Consider the following 24,158-nt stretch of genomic DNA (forward strand, 5'->3'; position numbering starts at 1 on the left):
CAGCTGTATAAGCTGGCTTTAAAAATACGTAAAAAACCATGGTCACCATCTGAAGATGGCGTCCATGGCTTTTTAGTTAAGGGCTTTTGATACAGCCCCTTTTATTATGTCTTAGACTGGTACAGTTTAGGGCATTTTTTAGTAGTACAGGGGGTTTTGGCTACGGATTGGGGACGAAATTAATATTTAAAAATAAACTAGAGAAGGAAAGAGTATGCAACTTATAATTTCATTCATGCTATACTACATATATAAATGGGAGAGGGGAGGAGCAGGATGCTTTACAAATATAATGATGCACATATCGATGAAATAGAAAGCACTTCTTTTCATGCAGAAGGAATATTAGAAAGGCAGCACTTGCAAACCGCATTAAAAGAAAAGATAAGTGTAATAGCTCCGGAGTGTTTGGTAATAGCAGAAGAGTTTTCTGAATGGGATGAAAGCAGAAGAAGAATTGACTTATTGGCCATTGATAAAAATGCTAATTTAGTAGTTATTGAACTAAAAAGAGATGATACAGGGGAACACATGGAATTGCAGGCCATGAGGTATTCTGCTATGATCTCGACGCTTACATATGAAAGAATCATAGAAATATATGAAAAATATTTAGAGCAGCAAGGTATTCAAGAGAGTGGAGAAGATAAGCTTCTGGAATTTTTAGAATGGGAGGAACCCAGGGAAGAGGAATTTGCGTTAGATGTAAGAATAATACTGGTGTCATCGAACTTTTCGAAAGAAATAACGACAACGGTTATGTGGCTGAATGAGAGAAATTTGGATATTCGTTGTGTACGTATGCAGCCTTACATTTTTAATGGAAGCATACTAATTGATGTTCAACAGGTTATTCCATTGCCTGAAGCAGAAGAATACCAAGTGAGGCTGCGGGAAAAATCTAAAGAGAAAAGACAAGCACGACAATCCTCTCGTGACTATACGAAGTATCGTTTTAATAATACTTTGTACAATAAAAGAAAACTTGTGTTGGCAGTAGTTCATACATGGGTTAATGATAATGAACCTGATACATTGGATGATTTATTGGCAGCTTTTCCGAACGAACTAAGGAAGAATGGTGCTATGTTTGTTCCATATAAAGAAGCTTTAGACGTATACGAAAGACAACAAAAGAATAGACACTTTTTAAACGAAGATGAACTCATTATAATAAACGGTTCGACATATGCAGTTTCCAACCAGTGGGGCAAAGGTAATATTGAAAATTTTGTGAAAAACGCAAGGGAATTGGGTTACGAAATAGCGGAGATGAATGAGTAATACATGCTTAAAAAGTTCACCATACAGCTTCAATCAAGAGTTTTAACTAGCGTAAGTGTCAAATAATCCCCACTTTAAAATGCACTGACCCAGTGAAACGAAACAAGAAAAAACACCTGGGCTGCCACGGTTCTGTATTCAACAGGGCTGTGTGTAACTGCTAGATTAGAGTTAACACGTTTTGCTTGATAAGATTGAACACTTTTTCGTTACTAACTCTTCTCTGACCAGCTATACCAAAAGGAACGATAAATGCTGGCCTGGTGGAAACGAAAGGCGAGTAAAATGAAAAATCTTAGGCGTATTACATCATATCAACGTTTTCAAAGCCGGCAAAAAGTATAGTGAAACGAGTTATCTGATATAATGAAACAAAGGCAGTGATTCTTATGAGGGAACGGCAAAACGTAGAATCCAAACGAAAATACGGCTGGGTTGATAAATGGGTGGCGATGACCGGAGAACGAGCAAGAATAGATGCCAAAGCTAACAACACGTATATAATATATGAGCAGCACGGGCAGCTTGTAAAAGAATTTCCTGACGGTAAAATTATTCCGTTCCATAATGATGGGGAAGCTTAATGGATTCGCTGTATTTGGCAAGAGAAAACTTGCTCTCTACGGTGAACACAAAAGTAAAGCTTCTGAGAACATTCGCCAGCTGGCTGTATGAGGAGTCGATAACCGAGGGCAATATAGCCATTGACACCCTTGAGGTGACCTTCTCGGTGTACGAAAGAAAACAGCCCACACTTATGTGAAGCTGGAAAGGCGGCTGAACGTGACGTATTATTGATGCCCTTCTTTTCGGTTGTATAATAGCGTTATAACTGAAAAGAAAGCGAGCTATAATGCACTTAAAATTAACACTGGATCATTACCTTCAGGAGCAGGGAGTCACGCAAAAGCACCTTTGTGAGGAAACAGGGATCAGGGCTGACACGCTTTCATCTATGAAACGCTCTGATAAGGTGAACCTCCGGGTGCTGGAAACCATCATGGAATACTTCGAGGAGGATGACATTAGTAAGCTTATTGAGGTTATTCCTGACTAATTCTCTCTATGCTCTGGAAGGTATTTCTTGTAGACTTGAGAACGGTAATCTTTCAGGAGGGAAACATATGAAAAAATCATTACTTACAGGAGCGGTTCTTTCCGCTTCTCTGCTGGCAACCTCTACAGCTTCCGCTGAGTCGTTCCCGGACGTTTCAGAGGACTACTGGGCTCAGGAATCTATCAGCGCCCTGTCTGAGAGAGGAATCATGAGTGGTTTTCCAGATGGCACATTTAAACCCGGCGAGCCCGTCAAACGGATTCAGGCTGGTGCTATGATTGCGGAGGAGCTGGGCCTGGAAGCGCAGAATACGACCCACAACTTTAATGATATACCAGCAGATTTCCCAAGCAAGGGTGTTGTCTCTGTTATGGAGAGAACCGGCATCATTGGTGGCGACTCTGAAGGGAACTTCAGACCTTATGAGCCAGTCACCAGAGCGCAGATGTCTGCTATCCTCAGCAGAGCGTACAACTTGGAAGCCAACCAGAATTACTACTTCACCGACTGACTACTGGAGCTTCAGCGGTATAAGTGCGCTGGCTCACAGTGGCATCACAGGAGGCAAAGGTGACGGTACGTTTGCACCCTCTGAGGAAACAACCAGAGCGCAGTTTGTGACATTTCTCAACCGAGCCAGTAACGACAATTCAGAGAGAGAACCTGTAGAGCCACTGGCTGGTGATTACGGAGAATATGTGACTTATGAGGGCAAGCTTTATGGAGCAGGAGAAAGCCACGAAACGTTGAAAGTTTACAAGAAAAATGATAAGGGGGAATATGAAGAAGTGGAAAGTTACACCCTTGAAGGGGAAAATATGAAGTTGGACAATAACAAACACCTTCAGGTTGTAGGAGATTCCATTCATGTTCATGTGGAGAACAACAGTCAAGATAAACAAGTATATTCTTTCCAAGATGGAGAGTTTAACCAGATTGATGAAACAGCCCATTCCAATCAGTATCATTTTAATGATAAGCTGTACTACACAGATGGAAACACCTTGATGGCAAAGAGTGAAGGAGAAACAAGCACAGTTACAGAGCTTACAGATGGCAATACAGATTATACTGGCTCAAAGGTGTACTATACAGATGGAAGCAGTGTGAAAACGTATGACCTTCTTAGTGGTGAAACAGAAACGGTGTACACTGGGGAGGTAACAGGTGTAGAGATTTTTGATAATAAGCTGGTAGTCATTCAGCCTAGTGAAGTAGTTGTTGCCAACCTAGGAGGAAGCACTCTTACATCACTTGTGGGTTATGAAACCCTTCCAAACGTTACAGGAATAAGAGAAAATGATGATGGCATGTACGGTTACGACTATATGGGTATAGTAGGAGAAGGCTACCCCAGAGATTAATAAGAGGGTTCTCAAGAGCTCTCTTATTTTATGCGTTACCTTATTTATATCGCTATCATCGTCCTCCTCAGTGGTGTGATGTAATTGCTAGATTAGACCTGACACTCTTTGCTTGATAAGATTGAACACTTTTTCGTTACTATTTCTCTTTTACCAGTTATACTAAAAGAAACGAAAGGCAGCAATATGGTTTTCGTTCGCAAGTACAGCGAAGGAGGTGGATGAGTTGTCACAGGGGCAGTATTATTTGAATGCAGCATGTAAAAGTGATGAAGATCTTCAAAAGGTTACGGTTGGAGAACGTACCCCTCACCATGCACCCATCATTCTTCATGAATATAATCCACGGTGGCCTGCGTTGTTTGAACGGGAAGCTGGCCGTATACGTTCGGTACTTGGTGATACGGCGCTGCAAATAGAGCATATTGGCTCGACGTCTGTGCCGGGATTGTGTGCCAAGCCGATTATAGATATAGTTTTGGTTGTAGATGATGCTGTTGACGAAATGACCTACGCGCCGGACTTGGAGCAGGCAGGTTACACACTGCGTATCCGGGAGCCTGAGTGGTTTGAGCACCGTATGTTCAAAGGACCCGATACAGATGTTCATGTACACGTGTTCAATAAAGGTGTATCTGAGGTTGAAAGAATGTTGACGTTTCGGGATTGGCTTCGAGTTGATACGTCTGACCGGGAATTATATGCTTGTGTTAAGCGTCAATTGGCTCAACGTAAATGGCGGCATGTACAGCACTATGCCGATGCCAAAGATTCAGTTGTTCAGGAAATTATGGAACGGGCGGAGGATTTTGGGGAGAATTTCTAGCGCTGTATTTATCGGGCCTTGGATTTGATTCGACGAAATGTCCAGAATGACTTCCAAAACTACGACTACAAGAAGAATAAATGGATAAAGCATGTCTTTCACAAACGCCTCGAAACCCCGAGGGAGAAAAAGCACTGGAATTTATAGTGGATCCCATGAGCTGACGGATGCTTTCCAGTTGAAAGAACGATTTCGTTCCTGCGTTGAACAAGCCAAAGCGGAAGCCGACATCCACCACCCCGGCATTTGACTTAGAACCATATTAAGTGCTATTTATTTTTGTGTACGAAAATGTCCGTGGTTTTATTAGTTAGATGTATAGAATGCTGTTCAAGGTTTACTGTTGATATAAGATCGTTTGAGCAACTCCAATAAAGTACTCTGATTCAACAATAATGTGGTTCAATACAACCTGTGCTGTTGGATTGGCACTAATAGGTTCACTTTCTGCCATTATTGTGCGACAAAAGGTAATAAACTTTTCACTCTGCTGCATACAAAAGGAAGTTAGCTTCAAAATATCTTGGTAGAGGGCCTGAGAGACATATCCATTTGAACGGTTTACTGTTTCAATATACCTTATGACTTGATGATGTGCAGCAGCAAACTCTTTTTCCCATTTCTTTAATGCCTCTACATATTCTTGTTCAAGACCTCCTACAAGCTCTCTAATGACAACAGTATGTTCTTCTTCTTGATGTTTCCAAAACTCAGCCTCATCCAGGACACGCAAAGGCATCTGGTTACCATAGTAATACTGCATGAATTAACCCTCCATTGTTTTCATTTCTCCATTAAAATTTATTCGAAGGACATGGAATAAGAACCTAAACAGAGAAGTTCCTAAAAGAAAACTGATCCTTTACGTGGAACTGCTGCTGATTTGTATTGATGTGATGACACCAGCCGCCACGTTATAAAAATAACCATCTTCCCAATAAGTGAACACAAGCTCAGCGTTCTTCCTCATAGCCTCATTCAATATCCACTCAAATTCCTCCCACTGCTGTTCATCGAGAACGGGCTTTTTGGACTTCTTCTGTTCCTGTTGATGCCGCAGCCATTGTTCTCTCCATTCAGGCAGAATCATCCGCATCGATTCCCAGCGCATATTGGAGCCGGGTGTCAGTTTATTCGCCATAGTATCCCTCCTGTTCCCATAGCATAAAACGAACAAATGTTCCATATAAGTATTGAATTGAAGCAAACGTTCGTATATAATAAAAGAAAACGAACGGGGAGGCTTCATGATGGAAGGTGTACTGGTTAGGGCAGCAGACACAAAGGAACGGGTTCAGATGATTTATGAAGCGAAAGATGGAATGTTAAGCCAGCGCATTGTTACGGTGCATAAGTTAAATAAAAAAGATGTGCTGGTGTGGTGTCACTATTGAAAGGCAGCAAGATCGCTTAAGAAATCTAATATCTTATCTGTTATCCTCGATAATAATAAAACGATAGTTTAGGCAGATAGCTATTTCCGGCTTTTTTCTTGTGTAAAGGTTTGTAATGTAAGATAATAGTATAGAAGTAACCCTTTGGAGGTAGCTATGTCATTAGAAAATCTTACAGCTGGGAACAAACTCCCCGTATTATTTATAGGTTCAGGATTCAGCCGACGATACTTAAATGCACCAGATTGGCAAACACTATTGATAAAAGTTTATATGTTTATGGGTAAGTCAGAAAATGACTTTAAAAAACTAAGTTTAAAAATAAGAAACAAACCTGAGAATAAAGATATTTCTAACGGTGAAGCCAATGGATTGATTGCCGAAGAAATTGAAAATGAGTTTAATGAATGGTTTTATTCCGAACAATTGTCAGAAGAGTTTGATACTTGGCTTGATGAAGATATAAATCCTTTTAGAAGATGTGTAGCTTTTATGTTAGAAGGGCTGTCTATACCTAAAGAAATGACAGAGGAAATTAAAGCATTCAAAGAATTAAAAAATAAAATTATGTCTATAGTTACTACAAATTATGATGGCTTAATAGAATCTTTATTCAGTCTTCCCGAAGAAAGCGTATTTGTTGGTCAGCCGCAGCTTTTTAACCCTGATTCCATGGAATTAGGAGAATTATACAAAATTCACGGGAGCATAACTCACTCTAAAGATATCATCATCACTAGAAGTGATTACAATAATTTTAAAGAAACTGCAAAGCTCTTTAGTGCAAAACTTTTAACATTGATCACTGAAAACCCTGTAATTTTTATAGGTTATTCTGTTGATGATCCAAACATCCAACAAACTTTAACGGATCTTGTTAATTGCCTCTCTCATAAGCAACTTGAACAATTGAAAGATCATTTTTATTTGATAGAACATGACAAAGGAAGAGAAGATTTATTAGAGAGAGAGTATCTTTTTAAAGCGATTTCTTATGACAAGCACCAAACTGTTTTCCCTATAACTGTTATTAGCACTGACAATTATTTAAAGGTGTATAAGCAATTATCAAATTTAACTCCGGCAATGAATATCAGTACAGTGAAACGAGTTAAAAGAATACTAAAAGATATAATAGTTGATTCGGTTGAAACAAAAGAGAAAGCTGACATATCTACTATTTTGATAGATGACGTTAGTAAACTAAACGATGATGATCAAAAATTTGCCGTAGCGATTGGTGATGTTAAAGAAATACATCAAACCTATGGGTATAATTTGAGGCCAATTGAAGATATCTTAGAAGATGTGTTATTTAATAACAAAGGCATAGATAGTGAGAGGATTGTAAAGGAAACATACGAAGGGTCCTATTTAAAGGTGAAAAGGATATTACCTATACACAAATATCTAAAAGATGTATCAAAAGAGATTTTGGATGAATGTCCAAGGGTTAAAGAGTATGTAGATAAACGAAACGCCAAAAACGATTATTTGAATAAAAATTTGATCAACTCTTTAGATCACGTTACTGAAGGAACTTCAATCAATGATATGCCTCAAGCATACAAAGAGCATTATCGAAAAAAATATCTGTATGTCATTAAAAACATTGATAATTTAGACTTAGATGAAGTTAAAAAATTCTTACAAGAAGAATATAAACATTATGTAACGTATAATCCCAACCATCAAAGTGATCTAAGAAGGCTGATATCTTTGTATGACTTTTATAAATACTCATAAAAAAAGTAACCCCACAAAGGATTCACGCTTTTATAGCCTGAGCTTTGTGGAGTTACTGTGTTTCTTATAATATGTTTCTAATTATATGTGTATACATGGTAAAAGTCAACCTTGCACCTTTAATTATTTAAAAAGGTTTTTTGGTCACGAAATTGGTCACAACGCTCTGGTCTCGTTTAGCCTTGACCTTTTTACTAATAGCGTAAAAACGCCTGTATGACATTGTTTTTAGCAACATTGAAGCTCGAGCCAATCCATTCAAATTCCTTTGTCGCCGCAATGGTGTTTATGGCATTCTAAAAATGTAGGTAACGGCAGGCCTTCTATGTTGGTTGCCTAAGGAGGTGAGGCTTGTGAGGGAACGGCAAAACGTAGAATCCAAACGAAAATACGGCTGGGTTGATAAATGGGCGGCGATGACCGGTGAACGGGCAAGAATAGATGCCAAAGTTAACTACACGTATATAATATATGAGCAGAACGGAGAACTGGTAAAAGAATTTCCTGACGGCAAAATTATTCCGTTTCATAATGACGGGAAAACTTAATGAATTCGCGTAGACCAATATTCTTGGTGTTTGCAGGGAATAACGGTAGTGGAAAAAGTACGTTTCGCAATTTAATCATCGACAAGATCGGTATTGATAATAATATCGATGCCGATGCTGTTGCACGAAGATTAGATTCGGAACATCCAAAGGCGGAAAGGTTGCTGATTCCACTCTTCAAAAGATAGTAAACCGCAATATGAGTACGACCACGTATGCAATCTTTTGTACCAGCTTTTGCGGAGACCTTACCAGTCTTAAAAATGGATGCAGCTTCAGTTAATGAAGAATACATCCATCTTGTTCAAATAAGAAGCGCTTGGTTAAAGCCATATTTATTATCGCTTTCCTGCTTATCCTCTTTCCATGATCCCCTTAGGACTTATGCTTTTTTACTGTAGTTTAGATTATGATCCTTCAGCGTTTCATCTTTCCCGAATAAGAAGTGTTTCTCCATATCCGGTGAATAGTTGGAATTAATGGTTTCGTATCCTACCGCTTCTGCTATTGCTCTGATCATCGCAGGGGAGGCCCCGCAGCAAAGACCAATATAATTAATACCAATATCTTTTGCTTCTTTCGCCCATTCTGCTAATTCGTACCGATTGTGATAAAGCGGGTCTAAGGATGTCGGGAACGTGGTTTCGGTCGGCAGGGAACAACTGCATCCTCCATCAGGCAGGTTGAAGAACGTCGGGTGTTCTTCTGTCGTGCGATATGGAATGGGCAGTCCACCGACATGTCCTTCTACCTCATTCCTAATTCCCTTCAGGTATGGCTGCATCGTATCTGGTCCGCGGAAACAGTTCATCCCAACCACTAACGCACCTTTTTCGGAAAGAATTTTGCAGGATTCTTCCACGGTATAACCATCCCGCAGTATATTTTCGCCCATCAGCCCTAACGTAACGACTGCCGGCAGACCCTGCTTTTGAATTTCCTCCAGCGCAATAACGGCCTCTTCATGGTAATAAAAAGTTTCCCCGTTTATAAAATCGACGCCTTCTTCTTTGCACCATTCGGCCATTTCTGCAAATATACTTCTTACTTCTTCCGCAGAATCAGCATCTTCCGGATCAAAAATATTCGTATTCGAAATGTTGCCTGCAACTAACGCTTCTTCTGTAGGATGTTCTTTCGCCACTTCCTTCGCCAAACGAATCGCACTCCGGTTTAACGGCTCATGTAAATGTTCTTTCCCTATAATTCTCATTTTTTCACGGTGGGCATTATAGGTGAAAGCTAAAACCACATCTGAACCGGCATTCATGTAGTCCCGATATACCTGCTTTAAAACCTCCGGGTGCTCCAGCGCTACTTCTGGTACAAACGATCCTGCCTGTAAATAACCTCTGCGCTCCATTTCAAATAAATATCCTTCGGCTGCAACGACTGTACCTTCGTTTAATCTTTGTTCTAAACTTCTTTTTCCCACTGCTAACCCTCTCCTTTAGTAATGCAGGGTCAGTGTAGCATTGAATAATGGTATAGCATAACACGTAAATTCTATGCTTTGTCATAACTTCAACCTATAGCAAAGTGACTTCTTCGGCAATCGTTTCCTTTAAGAAATTGATATAGATCGTTGCCAGCGGGCTGTTTGCCACATTCTTATGTTGAATATAACCGACTGTAATGCTCTCATCCACCTTAAGCGGCACCGCCACAATATCATCGTCGTTGATATCATAACTGATTATCCCTGTGGAAATCGTGTATCCATTCAATCCTATCAGCAGGTTAAACAACGTGGCCCGGTCACTGACACGAATATTTTTGCGCCTTGAGATGGTGCTCAATATCTCCTCGGAAAAATGAAACGAATTATAGTCCCCTTGTTCAAATGACAAATACGGATAAGGATCCAAATCAGCTAAGGTAACATACTTCTCGGCCGCGAGTGGATTCGTTGAACTGATGAACACATGCGGCCTGGCCTGAAACAGCTCATGAAACGTTAAATTTCCTTCTCTCAGAAACTTCCGAATGACCTGTTGGTTAAAATCATTTACATACAAAATCCCAATTTCACTACGAAGGTTTTTTACATCATCAATGATTTCATACGTCCTCGTCTCTCGTAACGTAAACTCATATTCATCCCGATTATAATTTTTCAACAGCTTCACAAACGCACTGACCGCAAAGGCATAATGCTGGGCAGATACAGAGAAATGCTGCTGCGGGGGTTGAGCCGCATTGGCATAGCGGTTTTCAAGCAAGTCTGTCTGTTCAATTACCTGCCTGGCGTAACCTAAAAAATCCGAACCCTCTGACGTAATAACAATCCCCTTATTCGTACGAGAAAAAATTGCAATCCCCAGTTCATTCTCCAATTCTTTAATCGCATTCGACAGACTCGGCTGACTAATAAACAATCGATGCGCAGCTTTACTAATCGATCGCTGCTTCGCCACTTCAATCACATATCTCAATTGCTGCAATGTCACGTAAACTCCTCCTTCCTTTATTTTGAGACAGTGCGTAGACTTCACTCTTCTCCATTCAATTCCAGCATGTTGGTATGTCAACACTAAACTGGACAAATATTTATAAAGGTGCTTAGACTTGTGTTCAGCCGGTTTTGAGTACTCTAGTGGTCCATGAATACGAATATGATTTAACCAATGAACGTCATCAAATAGTTCAAGGTCAAGTTCGTATTGGTTAGGGAAGCTAGAACCGTGGACAAACTTCGTTTTGATGGTCTTAAACTGTATTTGGCAAGAGGAAAATGTATAAAACCACGTCTGTTTATTTTACATAAATATCCATAAAAATGTATATAAAAATAGACATCCTTAGCTAGAAGGGAGTTGCAACACAACACACCATAAAGGATGTCACTCTTGAATCATCGTATCACATTCCCGAACTTACTCCAAAAACGAAATCTCGATGATAGGCTGCAGGAGCTCTTAGAAACCGTCGGTTATATCGATCCCACCATGATCACCGTTGGGGAAAACCGGATCCCCTGGGCGCTTTATCACAGCAAACGTTCTGGTGTAAAGATTCATGTGGCCTATACGCCTTCTACAGGAATGCCGCTTCAGGTGGAGGAGACCGGGGATCGAAAACATGGCCCATCGTTGAATCATAGGGATTCCATCCTTGTGGAAGATCGCGCCTATTTTAAGATCCAGCGCATGGATTCGTTTTTGGCAATGGAGCAGTCCTTTGTCATCCGGATGAAAGAAAATGTCGAAATCGTCCGTCCGAAGCAGCGGCACCGCGTGGTGTTCTGATGGATCAAGCAGTATTTGAACATTCCGACGTTGTTTGGAATGACGCCGAACGCCGTATTTAATCAGCTTTATGCAGCCTTGATTACTTATGTTCTGCTGCGTTGGTTATATCAGCGTACCTCCAAAGGAGAGGTGATGGAAGCGCTGTCCTTTATCTCCTTCACACGCCATTTTCCAGCTCAAAATCTACCGATCGACTGGCTGAGTGAAATGGCTGCTTCCCTAAAAGGTGAAGGCAGTCTCACGGGATAAATATGTTAAATGGTGGATAATCAACAGGTGAGGTTTATTAGTTTAAAGTGAAAAAATTATTTTAAAGAAATTCTAAAAATCCTAAAGCTCCATGTTATCTAAAGCTTCTGAAATCTCCCATAAAGCACGTTTACGGTGTGATTGCATAGCAAGCCTCGCGGCTTCTCCGTTTTGCGCTTCTATGCATGTAATTATCGCCTGATGTTCAGTGACAGAGCGATATGGAACTGGTCTATCATTAATTGTATATAGTCGCGCACGGTGAAGTTGATCAGAATGAATATCAATAATATTATTCAAACGATTATTATTGGCGTACTTAATAATATCTGCATGAAATTGATCATCTAATAATGACCATTGATATAGATTATTCTCACTTAAACACTTTTGTTGTTGTACAATCAGTTCTTTTAAATGTTGTAATTCATCGTGTGTTATTTTATTTGTGGCTAACTCGACTGCCAGACCATCTAAACTTTCCGTAACTTCGTAGATTTCTTTTAAATCGTCTTTTTTTATTGGGTTAATAATAAATCCTCGTCTCGGCACTAACGTAATTATTCCTTCAGTCTGTAAACGAACTAACGCCTCTCTAACTGGTGTTCGACTCATCTCTAATATTTCCGCTATTTCGCGTTCTAAAAATGTTTTCCCGGGAGCAAGCTTTAAGTTTTTAATAGCAGTTCGGATAATATGATAAGCTCGTTGTGGTAACCGAGGTTCTTCAATATAATGCATGATTTCAGATAAATCCTTTTTTAAATAGTCGGCACTGTTCTTTGAATCAATTTGATCTTTGCTGGACATAAAAAAGAACCTCCATTTGCTCTATAAAACCTTTAAAATAATAACTTTTATTGTTAGCAATTTACTTTAAATATAAATAACCGTTTGTATTCAATTGAAACAACACATCTAATGTAACAAAAAGTGTATAGATGATTTCAACATTTACTGCACAAACTTAACCCGGATTCCAATGAACATAACCATATATAATTTATTATGTTGTTCCTGGGGTGAGACTTCTAGATGTAAGGTGCTAAAGGTGGCCAAAGTATAGTGGAGATTGGAAAATTTAAAAAGTTATTAAATAAGTTCTATCCAGATATTACAAAATAGACACCCTTCTTGGTAAGTAGTTATCTTTATAATACCAGAAAGATGTCTATTTAAAAATTATTCAAATATAATTATGCTATTATATTAAGCTTTTTCATAAATGTTTGATAATTGTTGTAAAATAGAGTCTGTCATTTCTTTCGTAGAAGTATTCCCGCCTATATCTGCTGTTAAAAATCCCGATTGCGTTGCATCTTTAATGGCTTGGTTAACAAGGACTGCTTCTTCCTTTAAGCCTAGATGCTCTAACATTAAAGCTGCACTTCCGATAGCACCGATTGGATTAGCTATGCCTTCACCAGCTATATCTGGTGCAGAACCATGTACAGCCTCGAACATACTTGGAAATCTTCGATCCGGATTTAAATTTGCACTTGCCGCAATCCCCAAACTTCCTGCTAACGCACTTCCGAGGTCTGATAAAATATCTGCTAATAGGTTTGAGGCCACCACTACTTCCAGCTCTTCCGGGCGTAGAACAAAATTAGCCGCCATAGCATCAACAAGCCATTGATCTGTTTCTACATCAGGATATTCCTTGCTTACTCGAGCGAAAACTTCATCCCAAAGCACCATACCATATTGCTGGGCGTTGCTTTTCGTCACACTTGTTACTTTCTTTCGATCTCTTTTTAGAGCTGTTTCAAACGCATATCGTATAACACGTTCACATCCCTCTTCCGTAAATAAGGAAGATTGTACTGCAACCTCTTTCCGAGCACCTCTGCCTGTAAAGTTTCTTCCGCCGATACCTGAATATTCGCCTTCCGTATTTTCACGTATCAATACCCAATTTAACTTCTCTTTTTCGGGGTGATTCAGCTTGCTCTTTACGCCTGGTAAAAACTCTACAGGTCGAATATTTGCCCATTGATCAAAATTTTGACAAATAGCTATTCGTAACCCCCATAGACTGATATGATCGGGTACACCCGGGAAGCCAACTGCTCCGAAATAAATCGCATCATGATCTTCTATTTTCTCTAATCCATCATCAGCCATCATTTTTCCGTTTTCTAAGTAATATTCACAACCCCAAGGAAAGTAATCGGTTTCAAAAGTGAATTTACTATTTGATTGAGTGGATAAAAATTCTAACACACGAATACCCTCATTAATCACTTCTTTTCCTATCCCGTCACCTGGAATGACTGCAAGTTTAAAGTGCTGTTTATTTTCCATACATTTTCCTCCTTCTGTGCAATGTAATCACATTATAATTAATGTATACATAAAAGTCAATTTAATGTTTAATATTCTTTTTTAAATCAAATTATTGATTTTTGTTTGACATAATGTATACGTTAAAGTAATATCAATATCACTAAAGCGTTTTCAAAAAAAACAAAAATAAAAGGGCTTTCCTTTATTTAAAAAGAAGGAGGAGAAGCGGTATTATGAGCTCTGAAGTTATCACTTTAATTTTTCTAATATTCGCTATCGTTATGTTTGCATGGGAGAAAATACCGTTGGCGATTACAGCGATGATTGTCGCGATTGGACTTACATTAACCGGTGTTCTAGAACCTGCAGAGGCTTTTGCCGGTTTTGTGGATGGAAATGTTCTTCTTTTTATGGCTATGTTTATTGTAGGTGCTGCTTTTTTTGATACTGGGATGGCTCAGAAAGTAGGAGGGTTTGTTACTAAATTTGCGAAAACAGAAAGACAATTAATTGTTGCTGTTATGATTATTACAGGATTAATGTCCGGACTTCTTTCTAATACCGGAACTGCAGCTGTTTTAATACCAGTGGTTATTGGTTTAGCTGTCAAATCAGGATTTGCGCGCAAAAGGTTACTTTTACCGTTAGTATTAGCAGCAGCTATGGGAGGAAACCTTAGTTTAATTGGTGCTCCAGGTAATCTAATAGCTCAGTCTGCGCTTAATAATGTGGGTGGAAGTTATGGGTTTTTTGAGTATGCAAAGATAGGATTACCCATGCTGGTTATTGGAATTTTATATTTTAGTTTATATGGATATAGGTTTCTTCCGAAACAGGAAGATGATTCTCTGGATACAAACTCTGTTTTCAATCAAACTGTTGATTACTCGGATGTACCACAATGGAAACAGATTATGGCAGTGTCCGTACTTGTGTTAACTGTTCTAGCGATGGTATTTGAGGAACAGATTGGCGTAGAACTACATGTTTCTGCATGGACAGGAGCATTAATTTTAGTGGCAACTGGGGTTATTTCAAATAAAAATGCAATAAGATCAATAGATATGAATACGATTCTACTATTTGTAGGTTCACTTGCTTTAGCGAAAGGAATAGAGAAATCTGGTTCAGGAGCGTTAATAGCAGATATATTAATAGCATCTTTGGGCAGTAGTCCATCGCCGTATATTTTATTATTTGTAATATTGACCCTTTCAGCATTAATGACAAATTTCATGTCAAATACTGCAACAACAGCTCTTTTGGTTCCAATAAGCCTTTCTATTGCTAATGGTATTGGGGCAGACCCCAAAGCGGTTCTTATGGCTACAGTCATTGGAGGGTCTTTAGCTTTTGTAACACCAATTGGAATGCCGGCAAACACAATGGTTTATGGTTTAGGTGGTTTCAAATTTAAAGATTATGTGAAAGCAGGGGCGCCTTTAATTGTTGTTTTAATTATAGTAGCCATGATTTTATTACCTCTTATGTTTCCTTTTTACTAGAAAGGATAATTTTTTTTACATCTCGTTCTTAAATTTTGAGGAGATTAATTTTAGTTTGGATACCGAATTTTAACCTATGAAAGGGAAAAAGTCTATGAAAGTACTTATTGCACCAGATTCATTTAAAGGAAGTTTGACTGCGAAGGAGGTCGCTTCAGCTATGAAACGGGGAATTCGAAAAGTTCGAATAGGAGCGGATGTAGAGCTTATTCCGATTGCAGATGGTGGGGAGGGGACTATGGACAGTCTGGTTGAAGCAACAAGTGGCTCATATTATGAGTGTAAGGTAGAAGATCCACTAGGACGATCTGTTAGTGCGCAATATGGTATTACAAAGGACAATAAAACTGCGGTGATTGAATTGTCTTCAGCCTCTGGATTAAATATACTTACAGAAAACGAATTAGACCCCTATTCTGCATCAACATATGGCACAGGTCAACTTATCATGCACGCTTTAAATGAAGGAGTTCGTAATTTTATTATTTGTCTTGGAGGCAGTGCGACAAATGATGGTGGCTCTGGTATTTTGAAAGCACTTGGATACAGGTTGGTAGACAAAAATGGAGATACAATAAAACCAGGAGGCATCGGATTAAAAAATTTACACTTTATTGACGATTCGCAGGTTTCCCCGAAAGTACAAGAAGCATTTTTTCAGATTGCCTGTGATGTAAATAATCCTTTTGTCGGTTCAAACGGCGCTGCCGCCATATTTGGTCCTCAAAAAGGAGCAAACTCTGAAATGGTACAAGAGTTAGACAATGCAATGATGGTATTTGCAAACTGTATAGAACAGAAAACCCGGCAATCCGTTCATCACGTTCCGGGAGCGGGAGCGGCAGGCGGTGCTGCGGGAGGATTAATGGGATTTCTGAATGCAGAGTTGAAGCCGGGAATCCAATTAGTGATGGAGGCTGTTCAACTTGAGGAATTTATTCAGCAGGAAACTTTCGATTTACTATTAACTGGAGAAGGAAAAATTGATAGTCAGACCGCTTCCGGAAAAGTAGTAGCAGGATTGGCAGAAGTCGCAAAGCGATACAGCCTGCCCACTGTGGCTCTGTCCGGAAATGTTGATGGTGAGTTGACGACCTTATATAACAGGGGATTGTCCGCAGTATTTAGTATTACAAACGGACCTATGACTTTGCGGGATGCGATGAGCGAGGGAAGCGATTTAATTGAAAAGCAGACAGAACAAATTTTCAGGTTATTATCGTTAGCTTATAATTATTAATCTTGATGCTCGGAATTCGTACGAATGTAAACATTAAAATTTTGAGGTTTACGCACCACAGAGGCTTAGTTGACGAACAAACGATTTTTTATTTCAAGATATTATGTAATATCAGTGATTTGAAGAGATTAAAATTATCTCGCCAGATTTCGTTATTATTTTTCCTTAGACCAATTATACTAAAAGAAACGATGTATACTGGTCTGCAGGAAATGAAAAGTGAGTAAATGGAGAAATTATATGGATAATTCGTGACTTAAAAGAAGCGGAGTTGAACAATTCGGGGTTCGCCCGCAAGTGCAGCGCATCAGAAAGCACGGTCTGTGGCATATTCAAACACTGATAAGCAAAAATTATAGCGAGGGAGGTAGATCAATTGTCACGGGGACAGGATTATTTGAATACTACACTTAAAAGTGATAAAGATCTTCAAAAGGTTACGGTTGGAGAACGTAACCCTCACCATGCACCCATCATTCTTCATGAATATAATCCGCGGTGGCCTGCGCTGTTTGAACGGGAGGCCGCCCGGATACGCTCTGTACTTGGCGAAACGGGGCTGCAAGTGGAGCATGTTGGCTCGACATCTGTGCCGGGATTGTGTGCCAAGCCGATCATAGATATAGTTTTGGTTGTACATGATGCTGCTGACGAGATGACCTACCTTCCGGACTTGGAGCAGGCAGGCTACACGCTGCGTATCCGGGAGCCTGAGTGGTTTGAGCACCGTATGTTCAAAGGTCCCGATACTGATATTCATTTACACGTGTTCAGTAAAGGGGTACATGAGGTTGAAAGAATGTTGATGTTTCGGGATTGGCTTCGAGCTGATGCATCTGACCGAGATTTATATGCTTCTGTTAAGCGTCAGTTGTCTCAACGTTAATGGCGGCATGTACAGCACTATGCCGATGCCAAAGATTCAGTTGTCCAGGAAATCATGGAACGGGCGGAGGAGTTTGTCGTTGGAAATAGAGGGAAGGTGAAGGAATGAAGGTAAAACGAATCGTTGCCAATGTGGAGACACAGGAGGTTGCTGAAGCCGGGTATTTTTACGGGGAACTGCTCGGACTTGATCAGTTGATGGATATGGGGTTTATTGCGACGTACGGTTCGCATGAGAAAATGGATACGCAGATTAACTTTCTATCCGAAGGTGGGTCCGGGACACCTGTGCCTGACCTTTCTATTGAGGTGGACGATCTCGACGAAGCGGTTACCCGCATGAAGGAAGCTGGCATTTCGGTGGAATACGGGCCGGTGGAAGAACCGTGGGGCGTACGGCGTTTTTTTGTAAAAGATCCATTCGGCAGACTCGTTAATATTCTTATCCACCTTTAAAACATGATAAAGGTTTAAAGTATTGTCAGAAAAAGAAAGACAGCAAAGGTGGCCCACATATGAAAGTGTTCTTCCGCACGTTGTATTCGATGGTTTTGTTTGGAGCGGGTTTCCTGCATTTTGTACACGAGCAGGGATTCCGGCGTATTGTTCCAAAGGTTCTGCCTTTTCGGCGGGGCATTGTACTCCTCACCGGTGTGATGGAAATGATATTTTCCTTATTGCTCTGGGTGAAAAAAGGGCAGCGTCTTACAGGAAAGCTCCTGGCTTTCTTTATGATTGCCGTGTTTCCGGCCAATGTGTATATGGCCGTGAAAAAAATATCATTCTCGCCGGATAGACCGATAAGTCCCTGGCTGTTGTGGCTGCGTCTGCCGCTGCAGATTCCACTGATTATTGGAGCGTTAACCTTAGGGAGAAAAGAGAATGGATAGGTTGTATCCATTTTTCCAATTGAAAGTATTAAGATTAAAAAGCTGCCCCGCTCCATAGGAACAGGGCAGCTTTTTTGGCTATTCTTTCTTCTTGTTCTTTCCGCGTGTACTCCAGTAGGAGACGAGTATCGGACCGGAGATGTTGTGCCAGATTGAGAAAATGGCGCTTGGCAGGGCGGCGAGCGGACTGAAGTGGGCGGTGGCGAGTGTTGCGCCGAGCCCGGAGTTCTGCATGCCCGTTTCGATTGATACCGCCCGGCGTTTGGTTTCATCGAGCCCGGTCCATTTCGCTGCCAGATAACCGAGCGCGAGCCCGATGCCGTTATGCAGTACGACAGCGGCAAACACAGCGAGTCCCGACGTTGCGATATTTTCGACATTGCCGGCGACGACAGCGGCTACGATGAGGATAATGGCCGTAATGGAAACGAGCGGGAGCACGGCCTGTTCTTTTTCAGTAAAGCCCGGCAGGAATTTTGCCGCCAGCAGCCCAAGCGCTATTGGAATAATAATAACCTGCACGATGGAGAGGAACATATCCCCGGCGCCTACCGGAAGCCACTGGTTGGCAAGCAGGTAGACGATCAGCGGTGTCAGAATCGGCGCGAGCATGGTGGATACCGACGTCATCGCGACCGATACAGGTACGTCCCCATTGGAGAGATATACCATGACGTTGGAGGCGGTACCGCCGGGACACGCGCCGACGAGGACAAGCCCTGCCGCAAGTTCCGGCGGGAGACCCATTACGGTTGCGATGGCAAACGCGGCGAGCGGCATGATCAGGAACTGCGCAAGCAGCCCGATGACGACGGGGACGGGCTGCTTCGCCACGATGCGGAAATCACGAAGCTTCATCGTCATGCCCATGCCGAACATAATAATGCCGAGAAGAATCGTCACATATGACCCGAGCCATACGAAGGCATTCGGTGCGAAATAGGCTGCGATGGATACAAGAATAACAATAAGAGCAAAATACCGGCTCATAAACGAGCTGATATGTCGGACGGTGTTCATGGAAAGACTCCTTTTTACGTAATAATAAGCACCTTCTTATGCTAAGCGATGGACTCCAGGTTTGTGAAGAGGAATCAGCGTAATAAGTGATGATAGAGGTGAGAATTTTCCCTACTCTGCTTAATGGTTTTGAATTGGTATAATTTATCACCCCCAAGTGGGATTGAACTGGATTATTTGTTTTTAACTTGATAATGCAACGTAATAAATTGATTAAACGTCTTTGATTCTATCAGAGAAAGGCCTAATTGGTGATTTCCTTCTTTGAATAGTGGGATCCCGCTGCCAATTATAGTTGGTGCAATGGTTATAATGAATTCATCCACTAAGCCCTCCTGAATAAAAGAATGTAACAGTTCGCCTCCACCGACTACCCAGATGTTCTTACCGTTATTGATTTTAAGCTTGTTTACAAAATTATTTATGTCATCATGAACAAACTGCACATTCCCGGTATTTTCATGGGGAGAGCTTGTAAACACATAGCATTCCTTATTTTTATATGGGAACTCTTTAAAATCCTGTTTCATTACCCAATCATACGTTCTTTTTCCCATCAAAATGGTATCCACTGTTTCATAAAACGCTGCAAAGCCGTTATCCCCTTCTCCTTCAACCTTGAACAGCCATTCAAGAGATTCATTTTTCGCAGCAATAAATCCATCCAAACTCGCCGCAATGAATAACACTACAGATCGTTTTTGATTCATGATAACGCCCCTTTCTTTACTGTTACTACAAGTATATAATAAAAACACGACATCTTTTGTCGTGTTAGTTACAATTTTTTCTCAATTAAAGGTTGATACTATGAGAGCAGATAGATTAATGAATATCATGATACTTTTACAAAACAAAGGGAAAATGACCGCAAAGGAATTGTCCAGTGAATTGGAAGTTTCAGATAGAACCATCCTTAGAGATATGGACGCATTAACGAATGCAGGAATCCCCGTTGTTTCGGAAAGGGGGAAAGAAGGAGGGTGGCGTTTATTAGACAACTTTCGGAGCAAATTAAGCGGATTAAGCCTGGATGACATGAAGTCTTTATTTCTTTTCCCGTCTGAAGAATTACTTGAAGATTTAGGATTAAATAATACTCCGCTGGATACGAGACACAAATTAGTTGAAGCTGTTCCGGCGGCTTACCGCGACGAAGTACAAGCCATGTGGGAACGAATACATATAGATTCGGGAACCTGGAAGCAATCCAGAGAAAATGCGGATGCTCTTCATACGGTGCTGCAGGCAGTTTGGGATAGTAAACGGCTGAACATTAACTACGAACAGGCGGATGGAGAGCAAAAAGAAAGGCTGGTGGAACCATTAGGATTGGTGGCAAAAGGGAATACATGGTACCTTGTGGCATCAAGAAACGATATGATGCGTAATTACAGGGTGTCCCGCATACATCATGCAAAGGTTATAAACGAAACGTTTAAAAGGCCGGTCCATTTCAATCTGGGCGCATACTGGGAACAATCAAAAGCAGAGTTTGTACAGAACCTCCCAACATATGATGTAGAGGTGGAAATACATCCGGAAATAATGAACAGAATGAAGTTTACAGCTAAGTTTGTCCAAGTAATAAATACAGAAAAACCACGCGGTGATAAATGGATAGCAGCCACTTTAAGATTTCATAATGAGCTGGAGGCTGCAGAGTATATATTGGGATTTGCAAACAAAATGAAAGTTGTTTCACCAAAAAGTCTGACAGACAAAATTGTATCGTCAGCCATGTCTGTTATTGATTTTTACAATAGAGACTAAAAGGTCTTTATTACCTTAGGAAAGGATGTAGAAATGTCACATTTTACAGTAAATCAAGAAGATGCCGTCCATGATACGCTTCCGTTGTTTTCGCTCACTATTGAGGATTCCCATGCAGCGGCGTTGCATAGTGATTCGGATACACAGACGGCACTGCTGCAGGTTCTCCGCGGTCATTACGGCCTTCCTGTTTTTGATCACATGGAAGGACTTTACACCCGTCTTACGGTCGAAGACAATGTTTCTTTTTATCATAAATGGTTTGGGTGCCGGGTGCCGCTGCCGGAGGTACTTGTACAGTTTGATCTGCAGAGCTGTGCCGGGCAGACGCTGGAACACTGTTCGGTATCTGATATGCGCCGGATTCATTTTGCGAAATATTATATGAGCGGCGGGCGGGAGATGGTTTTCCGTGAGCCTGTACACGGCGTAGACATTAGAACCACGAATACGTTTCTCCACATGCTTCACAATTTAAAGGAAGAGTCCGTTCCTGTCCTTGTTCTGGTATCCAACATGGAGCACGCTGTGCTACTTGGGGATGTGGCCTATAAGTTGAATCAAAACGGCCTGCAGGAAGTGGAAACGCAGGAGGAATCGGCTTCTGAATCGGAACATAACGGTGCTCCCGCTACAGCCAATCTATTTAAAATTCCGGCAAAGGTGGGAGACAAAATGATATTGTTTGACCCGCCGGAGATCGACTACATAGAAAGCCGGGACGGCAAAGCGGAGATTGTTATTAATGAAGAATCTTATACGATGGATTCTACGCTGACAGAAGCCGGCAGCAAGCTGGAAGTGTACGGCTTCTACCGCTGTCACCGCTCTTATATCGTAAACCTTCAGAAAGTACGGGAAATCATTACATGGTCAAAAAACGCGTACTCGTTACGAATGGACAACAAGACTCAGTCCACCATTCCACTTTCCCGGACAAAACTTCACGATATTCAGGACAAATTCAGCCTCCGGTAAGTACCATTCGGGTAAAAGAAGCGATCCCCCGGGTTTTCTTGTACTATATTTCATCCTGTACCCGGTACATTTCACGTTTCCGGCGGTACGATTCACTGCTGTAAGGCTGCCGCCTTCCGGTCAAACGGTTAGGATGAAAGCAGTTGACCAAAGGAGGTTTTTTCATGAATCATGCGGTAGATGTGAAAGGATTGCGGAAAATTTTCGGCAGGAGTACGGCTGTGCACCATGTCGATTTTCAAGTGAAACAGGGAGAGATTTTCGGGCTGCTCGGTCCAAGCGGATCCGGTAAAACAACGATCGTGAAAATGCTGACCGGGGAATTGTCACCAAGTGCGGGGGATGTGAAGGTGCTCGGCACTAGTTACGAAAAGCTGGGAACCTCTGATTTCAAAACAAAAATCGGCATATTGTCAGATAACAGCGCATTGTATGAGCGGTTAACCGTTTATGACAATCTCACATTATTTTGTAAGCTGTATGATACCCCCATGAATCAAATTGAAGTGATACTGCGTGAGATTGGTCTGCACGACCAGGGTGTTAAAACCGTATCCAAGCTTTCCAAAGGAATGAAGCAGCGCATTCTGCTGGCAAAAGCACTCATTCATAAACCGGAACTGGTATTTCTGGACGAACCGACATCCGCCCTCGACCCTGCCAGCATGGCACGTATTCACCGGGGGCTGCAGAAACTGAATGAAGCTGGAACGACGATTGTTTTGACGACACACAATATGGAGGAAGCAACGGAATTATGTGACCGTGTGGCGTTTTTGCATCAAGGAGAATTTCAGGAGGTCGACAGCCCCGCGTCCCTTCGCTACGCTTATTCCACCCATGCTTTTCACGTCGAAACGTTCTCGGGCGAACAGCTGGTTATTGAGAATGAACCGGACAATGCCGAGCGCATCAAGCAGTTGATCCAAGACGGCAGCATTAAAACAATGCAGACGGATCATCCCACGCTCGGGCAGATATTTCTAAAAGTGACGGGAAAGGAACTGGTATAATGCGTATTCAACGAATAAGTGCGATTTTTGAAAAAGATCTGAAAGATTTCATGAAAAACATGATGGTCGCTCTGCTTCCAGTGACTCCTGTTTTAATGGCACTGTTTTTCAACCAGTCCGGTAATGGGGAACTTCCTGTTACACTGCATTATCTCATTGTCGGTATGACATTTTCAGTCGTGACGTCCAGCTCCATCATGACCATACTGGCGGAAGAAAACGAGAAACATACGCTGCGGGGATTGATACAGTCGCCGGCGACGTTATGGGATATCATTATCGGGAAAAGCTTGGTTACTGGACTTGTAACTGTCTTGTCGCTTGCTGCTTCGCTGTTGATTGTCGGCATAGAGCCTTTCTTGAGACTCAAAATAATCATGGGGCTTATCCTGTTGTTTCTCTTCTTTCTGCTGCTCGGTATTGGTGTCGGATTATTTGCAAAATCAGTGGCGGAAACGTCTGCATACTTGATGCTCGTTATGGTTCTGTTTGGTTTTACGCCAATGATTACACTCCTCGGTATGGAAGAGGGCACGGTCGTTATGACCATTGCTGATATGTTCCCTCTCATGCGGGCCATCGAACTGCAAAGCGCCGGCACGTGGGCGCCGCTTGGAGTGATAGCATTGTGGGCGGCAGCCGCGGGAATGTTCACGTTCGTATGCTTCCGTAAAGTCATGACCGATGACTAAACGAGTCTATTTCAGGTTGGAGTGTCAAAAAGAAAGGTAGAAAAAGTATATAAAAGGGGCTGTATCAAAAGCCCTTAACTAAAAAGCCATGGACGCCATCTTCAGATGGTGACCATGGTTTTTTACGTATTTTTAAAGCCAGCTTATACAGCTG

Annotated in this window: 25 protein-coding genes and 3 pseudogenes; 19 read left to right on the plus strand and 9 right to left on the minus strand. The window is 41.3% G+C overall.

What is annotated here, in order from left to right; translation table 11 throughout:
• Positions 1-276 precede the first annotated feature (276 nt).
• The 6 genes from BM124_RS17580 (at position 277) to BM124_RS17610 (ending at position 4,531) form a co-directional block, all read left to right on the plus strand.
• Positions 277-1,284: a PDDEXK family nuclease gene (locus BM124_RS17580; RefSeq protein ID WP_093339599.1), complete on the plus strand. Its 1,008-nt coding sequence runs from the start codon at positions 277-279 to the stop codon at positions 1,282-1,284.
• Positions 1,285-1,673: 389 nt separating this feature from the next.
• Complete coding sequence (locus tag BM124_RS17585; protein WP_093339601.1) at positions 1,674-1,868, plus strand: hypothetical protein; 195 nt, start codon at positions 1,674-1,676, stop codon at positions 1,866-1,868.
• A 269-nt stretch (positions 1,869-2,137) separates the two neighbouring features.
• Positions 2,138-2,341 carry a helix-turn-helix domain-containing protein gene (locus tag BM124_RS17595; protein WP_093339606.1) on the plus strand — a complete coding sequence of 68 codons (204 nt, stop codon included), beginning with the start codon at positions 2,138-2,140 and terminating at the stop codon, positions 2,339-2,341.
• A 67-nt stretch (positions 2,342-2,408) separates the two neighbouring features.
• Positions 2,409-2,852 carry an S-layer homology domain-containing protein gene (locus BM124_RS17600; protein WP_170841218.1) on the plus strand — a complete coding sequence of 148 codons (444 nt, stop codon included), beginning with the start codon at positions 2,409-2,411 and terminating at the stop codon, positions 2,850-2,852.
• 106 nt (positions 2,853-2,958) lie between these two features.
• A complete protein-coding gene (locus BM124_RS17605) occupies positions 2,959-3,705 on the plus strand; it encodes a hypothetical protein (RefSeq protein ID WP_244504403.1) in 747 nt (248 codons plus the stop codon).
• Between the two features lie 226 nt (positions 3,706-3,931).
• Positions 3,932-4,531: a GrpB family protein gene (locus BM124_RS17610; RefSeq protein ID WP_244504404.1), complete on the plus strand. Its 600-nt coding sequence runs from the start codon at positions 3,932-3,934 to the stop codon at positions 4,529-4,531.
• Between the two features lie 337 nt (positions 4,532-4,868).
• On the opposite strand, the gene BM124_RS17615 is transcribed toward BM124_RS17610, so the two are convergent.
• Both BM124_RS17615 and BM124_RS17620 read right to left on the minus strand, forming a co-directional pair.
• The gene (locus tag BM124_RS17615; protein WP_093339614.1) at positions 4,869-5,294 is read right to left on the minus strand and encodes a DUF2935 domain-containing protein; all 426 of its coding nucleotides are present in this window, start codon (positions 5,292-5,294) and stop codon (positions 4,869-4,871) included.
• Positions 5,295-5,393: 99 nt separating this feature from the next.
• Entirely contained in the window at positions 5,394-5,672 is a 279-nt protein-coding gene (locus BM124_RS17620) for a YolD-like family protein (protein ID WP_170841219.1), read from the minus strand.
• A gap of 109 nt (positions 5,673-5,781) precedes the next feature.
• Here BM124_RS17620 and BM124_RS19090 point away from each other — a divergent pair, with 109 nt between their 5' ends.
• From BM124_RS19090 to BM124_RS17630, 3 genes are all read left to right on the plus strand, one after another.
• A complete protein-coding gene (locus BM124_RS19090; protein WP_170841220.1) occupies positions 5,782-5,925 on the plus strand; it encodes a hypothetical protein in 144 nt (47 codons plus the stop codon).
• A 156-nt stretch (positions 5,926-6,081) separates the two neighbouring features.
• Positions 6,082-7,671, plus strand: a complete 1,590-nt coding sequence (locus BM124_RS17625) for an SIR2 family protein (RefSeq protein WP_093339619.1) — start codon at positions 6,082-6,084, stop codon at positions 7,669-7,671.
• Between the two features lie 353 nt (positions 7,672-8,024).
• A complete protein-coding gene (locus BM124_RS17630; protein ID WP_093339621.1) occupies positions 8,025-8,219 on the plus strand; it encodes a hypothetical protein in 195 nt (64 codons plus the stop codon).
• Positions 8,220-8,601: 382 nt separating this feature from the next.
• Here BM124_RS17630 and BM124_RS17640 read toward each other — a convergent pair whose 3' ends face one another.
• The 3 genes and pseudogenes from BM124_RS17640 to BM124_RS17650 form a co-directional block, all read right to left on the minus strand.
• Positions 8,602-9,654, minus strand: coding sequence for a homocysteine S-methyltransferase family protein (locus BM124_RS17640; RefSeq protein WP_093339626.1), 1,053 nt, complete (start codon positions 9,652-9,654; stop codon positions 8,602-8,604).
• A 94-nt stretch (positions 9,655-9,748) separates the two neighbouring features.
• Positions 9,749-10,669: a LysR family transcriptional regulator gene (locus tag BM124_RS17645; RefSeq protein ID WP_093339629.1), complete on the minus strand. Its 921-nt coding sequence runs from the start codon at positions 10,667-10,669 to the stop codon at positions 9,749-9,751.
• 117 nt (positions 10,670-10,786) lie between these two features.
• Positions 10,787-10,939, minus strand: a pseudogene (locus tag BM124_RS17650) (IS3 family transposase); the annotation flags it as partial.
• 120 nt (positions 10,940-11,059) lie between these two features.
• Here BM124_RS17650 and BM124_RS19785 point away from each other — a divergent pair.
• A pseudogene (locus BM124_RS19785) lies at positions 11,060-11,719 on the plus strand (transposase).
• Between the two features lie 81 nt (positions 11,720-11,800).
• Here the strand turns inward: BM124_RS19785 and BM124_RS17665 are convergent.
• Together BM124_RS17665 and BM124_RS17670 are read right to left on the minus strand one after the other, a co-directional pair.
• A complete protein-coding gene (locus tag BM124_RS17665; RefSeq protein WP_093339637.1) occupies positions 11,801-12,529 on the minus strand; it encodes a GntR family transcriptional regulator in 729 nt (242 codons plus the stop codon).
• Between the two features lie 399 nt (positions 12,530-12,928).
• Positions 12,929-14,026 carry a tartrate dehydrogenase gene (locus BM124_RS17670; RefSeq protein WP_093339641.1) on the minus strand — a complete coding sequence of 366 codons (1,098 nt, stop codon included), beginning with the start codon at positions 14,024-14,026 and terminating at the stop codon, positions 12,929-12,931.
• Positions 14,027-14,241: 215 nt separating this feature from the next.
• Here BM124_RS17670 and BM124_RS17675 point away from each other — a divergent pair, with 215 nt between their 5' ends.
• From BM124_RS17675 to BM124_RS17695, 5 genes and pseudogenes are all read left to right on the plus strand, one after another.
• Positions 14,242-15,513 carry an SLC13 family permease gene (locus BM124_RS17675; RefSeq protein WP_093339643.1) on the plus strand — a complete coding sequence of 424 codons (1,272 nt, stop codon included), beginning with the start codon at positions 14,242-14,244 and terminating at the stop codon, positions 15,511-15,513.
• A 94-nt stretch (positions 15,514-15,607) separates the two neighbouring features.
• A complete protein-coding gene (locus BM124_RS17680) occupies positions 15,608-16,753 on the plus strand; it encodes a glycerate kinase (protein ID WP_093339669.1) in 1,146 nt (381 codons plus the stop codon).
• A 376-nt stretch (positions 16,754-17,129) separates the two neighbouring features.
• A pseudogene (locus BM124_RS17685) lies at positions 17,130-17,747 on the plus strand (GrpB family protein).
• On the plus strand, positions 17,744-18,094 hold the full coding sequence (locus BM124_RS17690; protein ID WP_093339646.1) for a VOC family protein: 351 nt from the start codon (positions 17,744-17,746) through the stop codon (positions 18,092-18,094). The pseudogene BM124_RS17685 and the gene BM124_RS17690 overlap by 4 nt, the downstream one beginning before the upstream one ends.
• A gap of 59 nt (positions 18,095-18,153) precedes the next feature.
• On the plus strand, positions 18,154-18,528 hold the full coding sequence (locus tag BM124_RS17695; RefSeq protein ID WP_093339648.1) for a DoxX family protein: 375 nt from the start codon (positions 18,154-18,156) through the stop codon (positions 18,526-18,528).
• A gap of 78 nt (positions 18,529-18,606) precedes the next feature.
• On the opposite strand, the gene BM124_RS17700 is transcribed toward BM124_RS17695, so the two are convergent.
• Positions 18,607-19,548 (minus strand): bile acid:sodium symporter family protein, encoded by a 942-nt coding sequence (locus tag BM124_RS17700; protein ID WP_093339651.1) that lies wholly within the window; start codon positions 19,546-19,548, stop codon positions 18,607-18,609.
• A 173-nt stretch (positions 19,549-19,721) separates the two neighbouring features.
• Complete coding sequence (locus tag BM124_RS17705) at positions 19,722-20,258, minus strand: dihydrofolate reductase family protein (protein WP_093339654.1); 537 nt, start codon at positions 20,256-20,258, stop codon at positions 19,722-19,724.
• A 61-nt stretch (positions 20,259-20,319) separates the two neighbouring features.
• Here BM124_RS17705 and BM124_RS17710 point away from each other — a divergent pair, with 61 nt between their 5' ends.
• The 4 genes from BM124_RS17710 (at position 20,320) to BM124_RS17725 (ending at position 24,004) form a co-directional block, all read left to right on the plus strand.
• Positions 20,320-21,321, plus strand: a complete 1,002-nt coding sequence (locus tag BM124_RS17710; protein ID WP_244504405.1) for a helix-turn-helix transcriptional regulator — start codon at positions 20,320-20,322, stop codon at positions 21,319-21,321.
• 33 nt (positions 21,322-21,354) lie between these two features.
• Positions 21,355-22,299, plus strand: a complete 945-nt coding sequence (locus BM124_RS17715) for a response regulator transcription factor (protein WP_093339659.1) — start codon at positions 21,355-21,357, stop codon at positions 22,297-22,299.
• Positions 22,300-22,463: 164 nt separating this feature from the next.
• A complete protein-coding gene (locus BM124_RS17720) occupies positions 22,464-23,312 on the plus strand; it encodes an ABC transporter ATP-binding protein (RefSeq protein ID WP_093339661.1) in 849 nt (282 codons plus the stop codon).
• A complete protein-coding gene (locus tag BM124_RS17725) occupies positions 23,312-24,004 on the plus strand; it encodes an ABC transporter permease (RefSeq protein ID WP_093339664.1) in 693 nt (230 codons plus the stop codon). The genes BM124_RS17720 and BM124_RS17725 overlap by 1 nt, the downstream gene beginning before the upstream one ends.
• Positions 24,005-24,158 lie beyond the last annotated feature (154 nt).

Source organism: Salibacterium halotolerans (assembly GCF_900115625.1).
In the GTDB taxonomy this organism is placed as follows: Bacteria; Bacillota; Bacilli; order Bacillales; family Marinococcaceae; genus Salibacterium; species Salibacterium halotolerans.

Excerpts from the sequence above, each read along its gene's own strand:
- BM124_RS17620 (WP_170841219.1), bottom strand. The coding sequence starts at position 5,672 with ATGGCGAATAAACTGACACCCGGCTCCAATATGCGCTGGGAATCGATG.
- BM124_RS17580 (WP_093339599.1), top strand. The coding sequence starts at position 277 with ATGCTTTACAAATATAATGATGCACATATCGATGAAATAGAAAGCACT.
- BM124_RS19090 (WP_170841220.1), top strand. The coding sequence starts at position 5,782 with ATGGAAGGTGTACTGGTTAGGGCAGCAGACACAAAGGAACGGGTTCAG.
- BM124_RS17670 (WP_093339641.1), bottom strand. The coding sequence starts at position 14,026 with ATGGAAAATAAACAGCACTTTAAACTTGCAGTCATTCCAGGTGACGGG.
- BM124_RS17720 (WP_093339661.1), top strand. The coding sequence starts at position 22,464 with ATGAATCATGCGGTAGATGTGAAAGGATTGCGGAAAATTTTCGGCAGG.
- BM124_RS17600 (WP_170841218.1), top strand. The coding sequence starts at position 2,409 with ATGAAAAAATCATTACTTACAGGAGCGGTTCTTTCCGCTTCTCTGCTG.
- BM124_RS17695 (WP_093339648.1), top strand. The coding sequence starts at position 18,154 with ATGAAAGTGTTCTTCCGCACGTTGTATTCGATGGTTTTGTTTGGAGCG.
- BM124_RS17705 (WP_093339654.1), bottom strand. The coding sequence starts at position 20,258 with ATGAATCAAAAACGATCTGTAGTGTTATTCATTGCGGCGAGTTTGGAT.
- BM124_RS17595 (WP_093339606.1), top strand. The coding sequence starts at position 2,138 with ATGCACTTAAAATTAACACTGGATCATTACCTTCAGGAGCAGGGAGTC.
- BM124_RS17675 (WP_093339643.1), top strand. The coding sequence starts at position 14,242 with ATGAGCTCTGAAGTTATCACTTTAATTTTTCTAATATTCGCTATCGTT.
- BM124_RS17700 (WP_093339651.1), bottom strand. The coding sequence starts at position 19,548 with ATGAACACCGTCCGACATATCAGCTCGTTTATGAGCCGGTATTTTGCT.
- BM124_RS17715 (WP_093339659.1), top strand. The coding sequence starts at position 21,355 with ATGTCACATTTTACAGTAAATCAAGAAGATGCCGTCCATGATACGCTT.
- BM124_RS17665 (WP_093339637.1), bottom strand. The coding sequence starts at position 12,529 with ATGTCCAGCAAAGATCAAATTGATTCAAAGAACAGTGCCGACTATTTA.
- BM124_RS17725 (WP_093339664.1), top strand. The coding sequence starts at position 23,312 with ATGCGTATTCAACGAATAAGTGCGATTTTTGAAAAAGATCTGAAAGAT.
- BM124_RS17680 (WP_093339669.1), top strand. The coding sequence starts at position 15,608 with ATGAAAGTACTTATTGCACCAGATTCATTTAAAGGAAGTTTGACTGCG.
- BM124_RS17625 (WP_093339619.1), top strand. The coding sequence starts at position 6,082 with ATGTCATTAGAAAATCTTACAGCTGGGAACAAACTCCCCGTATTATTT.
- BM124_RS17585 (WP_093339601.1), top strand. The coding sequence starts at position 1,674 with ATGAGGGAACGGCAAAACGTAGAATCCAAACGAAAATACGGCTGGGTT.
- BM124_RS17690 (WP_093339646.1), top strand. The coding sequence starts at position 17,744 with ATGAAGGTAAAACGAATCGTTGCCAATGTGGAGACACAGGAGGTTGCT.
- BM124_RS17615 (WP_093339614.1), bottom strand. The coding sequence starts at position 5,294 with ATGCAGTATTACTATGGTAACCAGATGCCTTTGCGTGTCCTGGATGAG.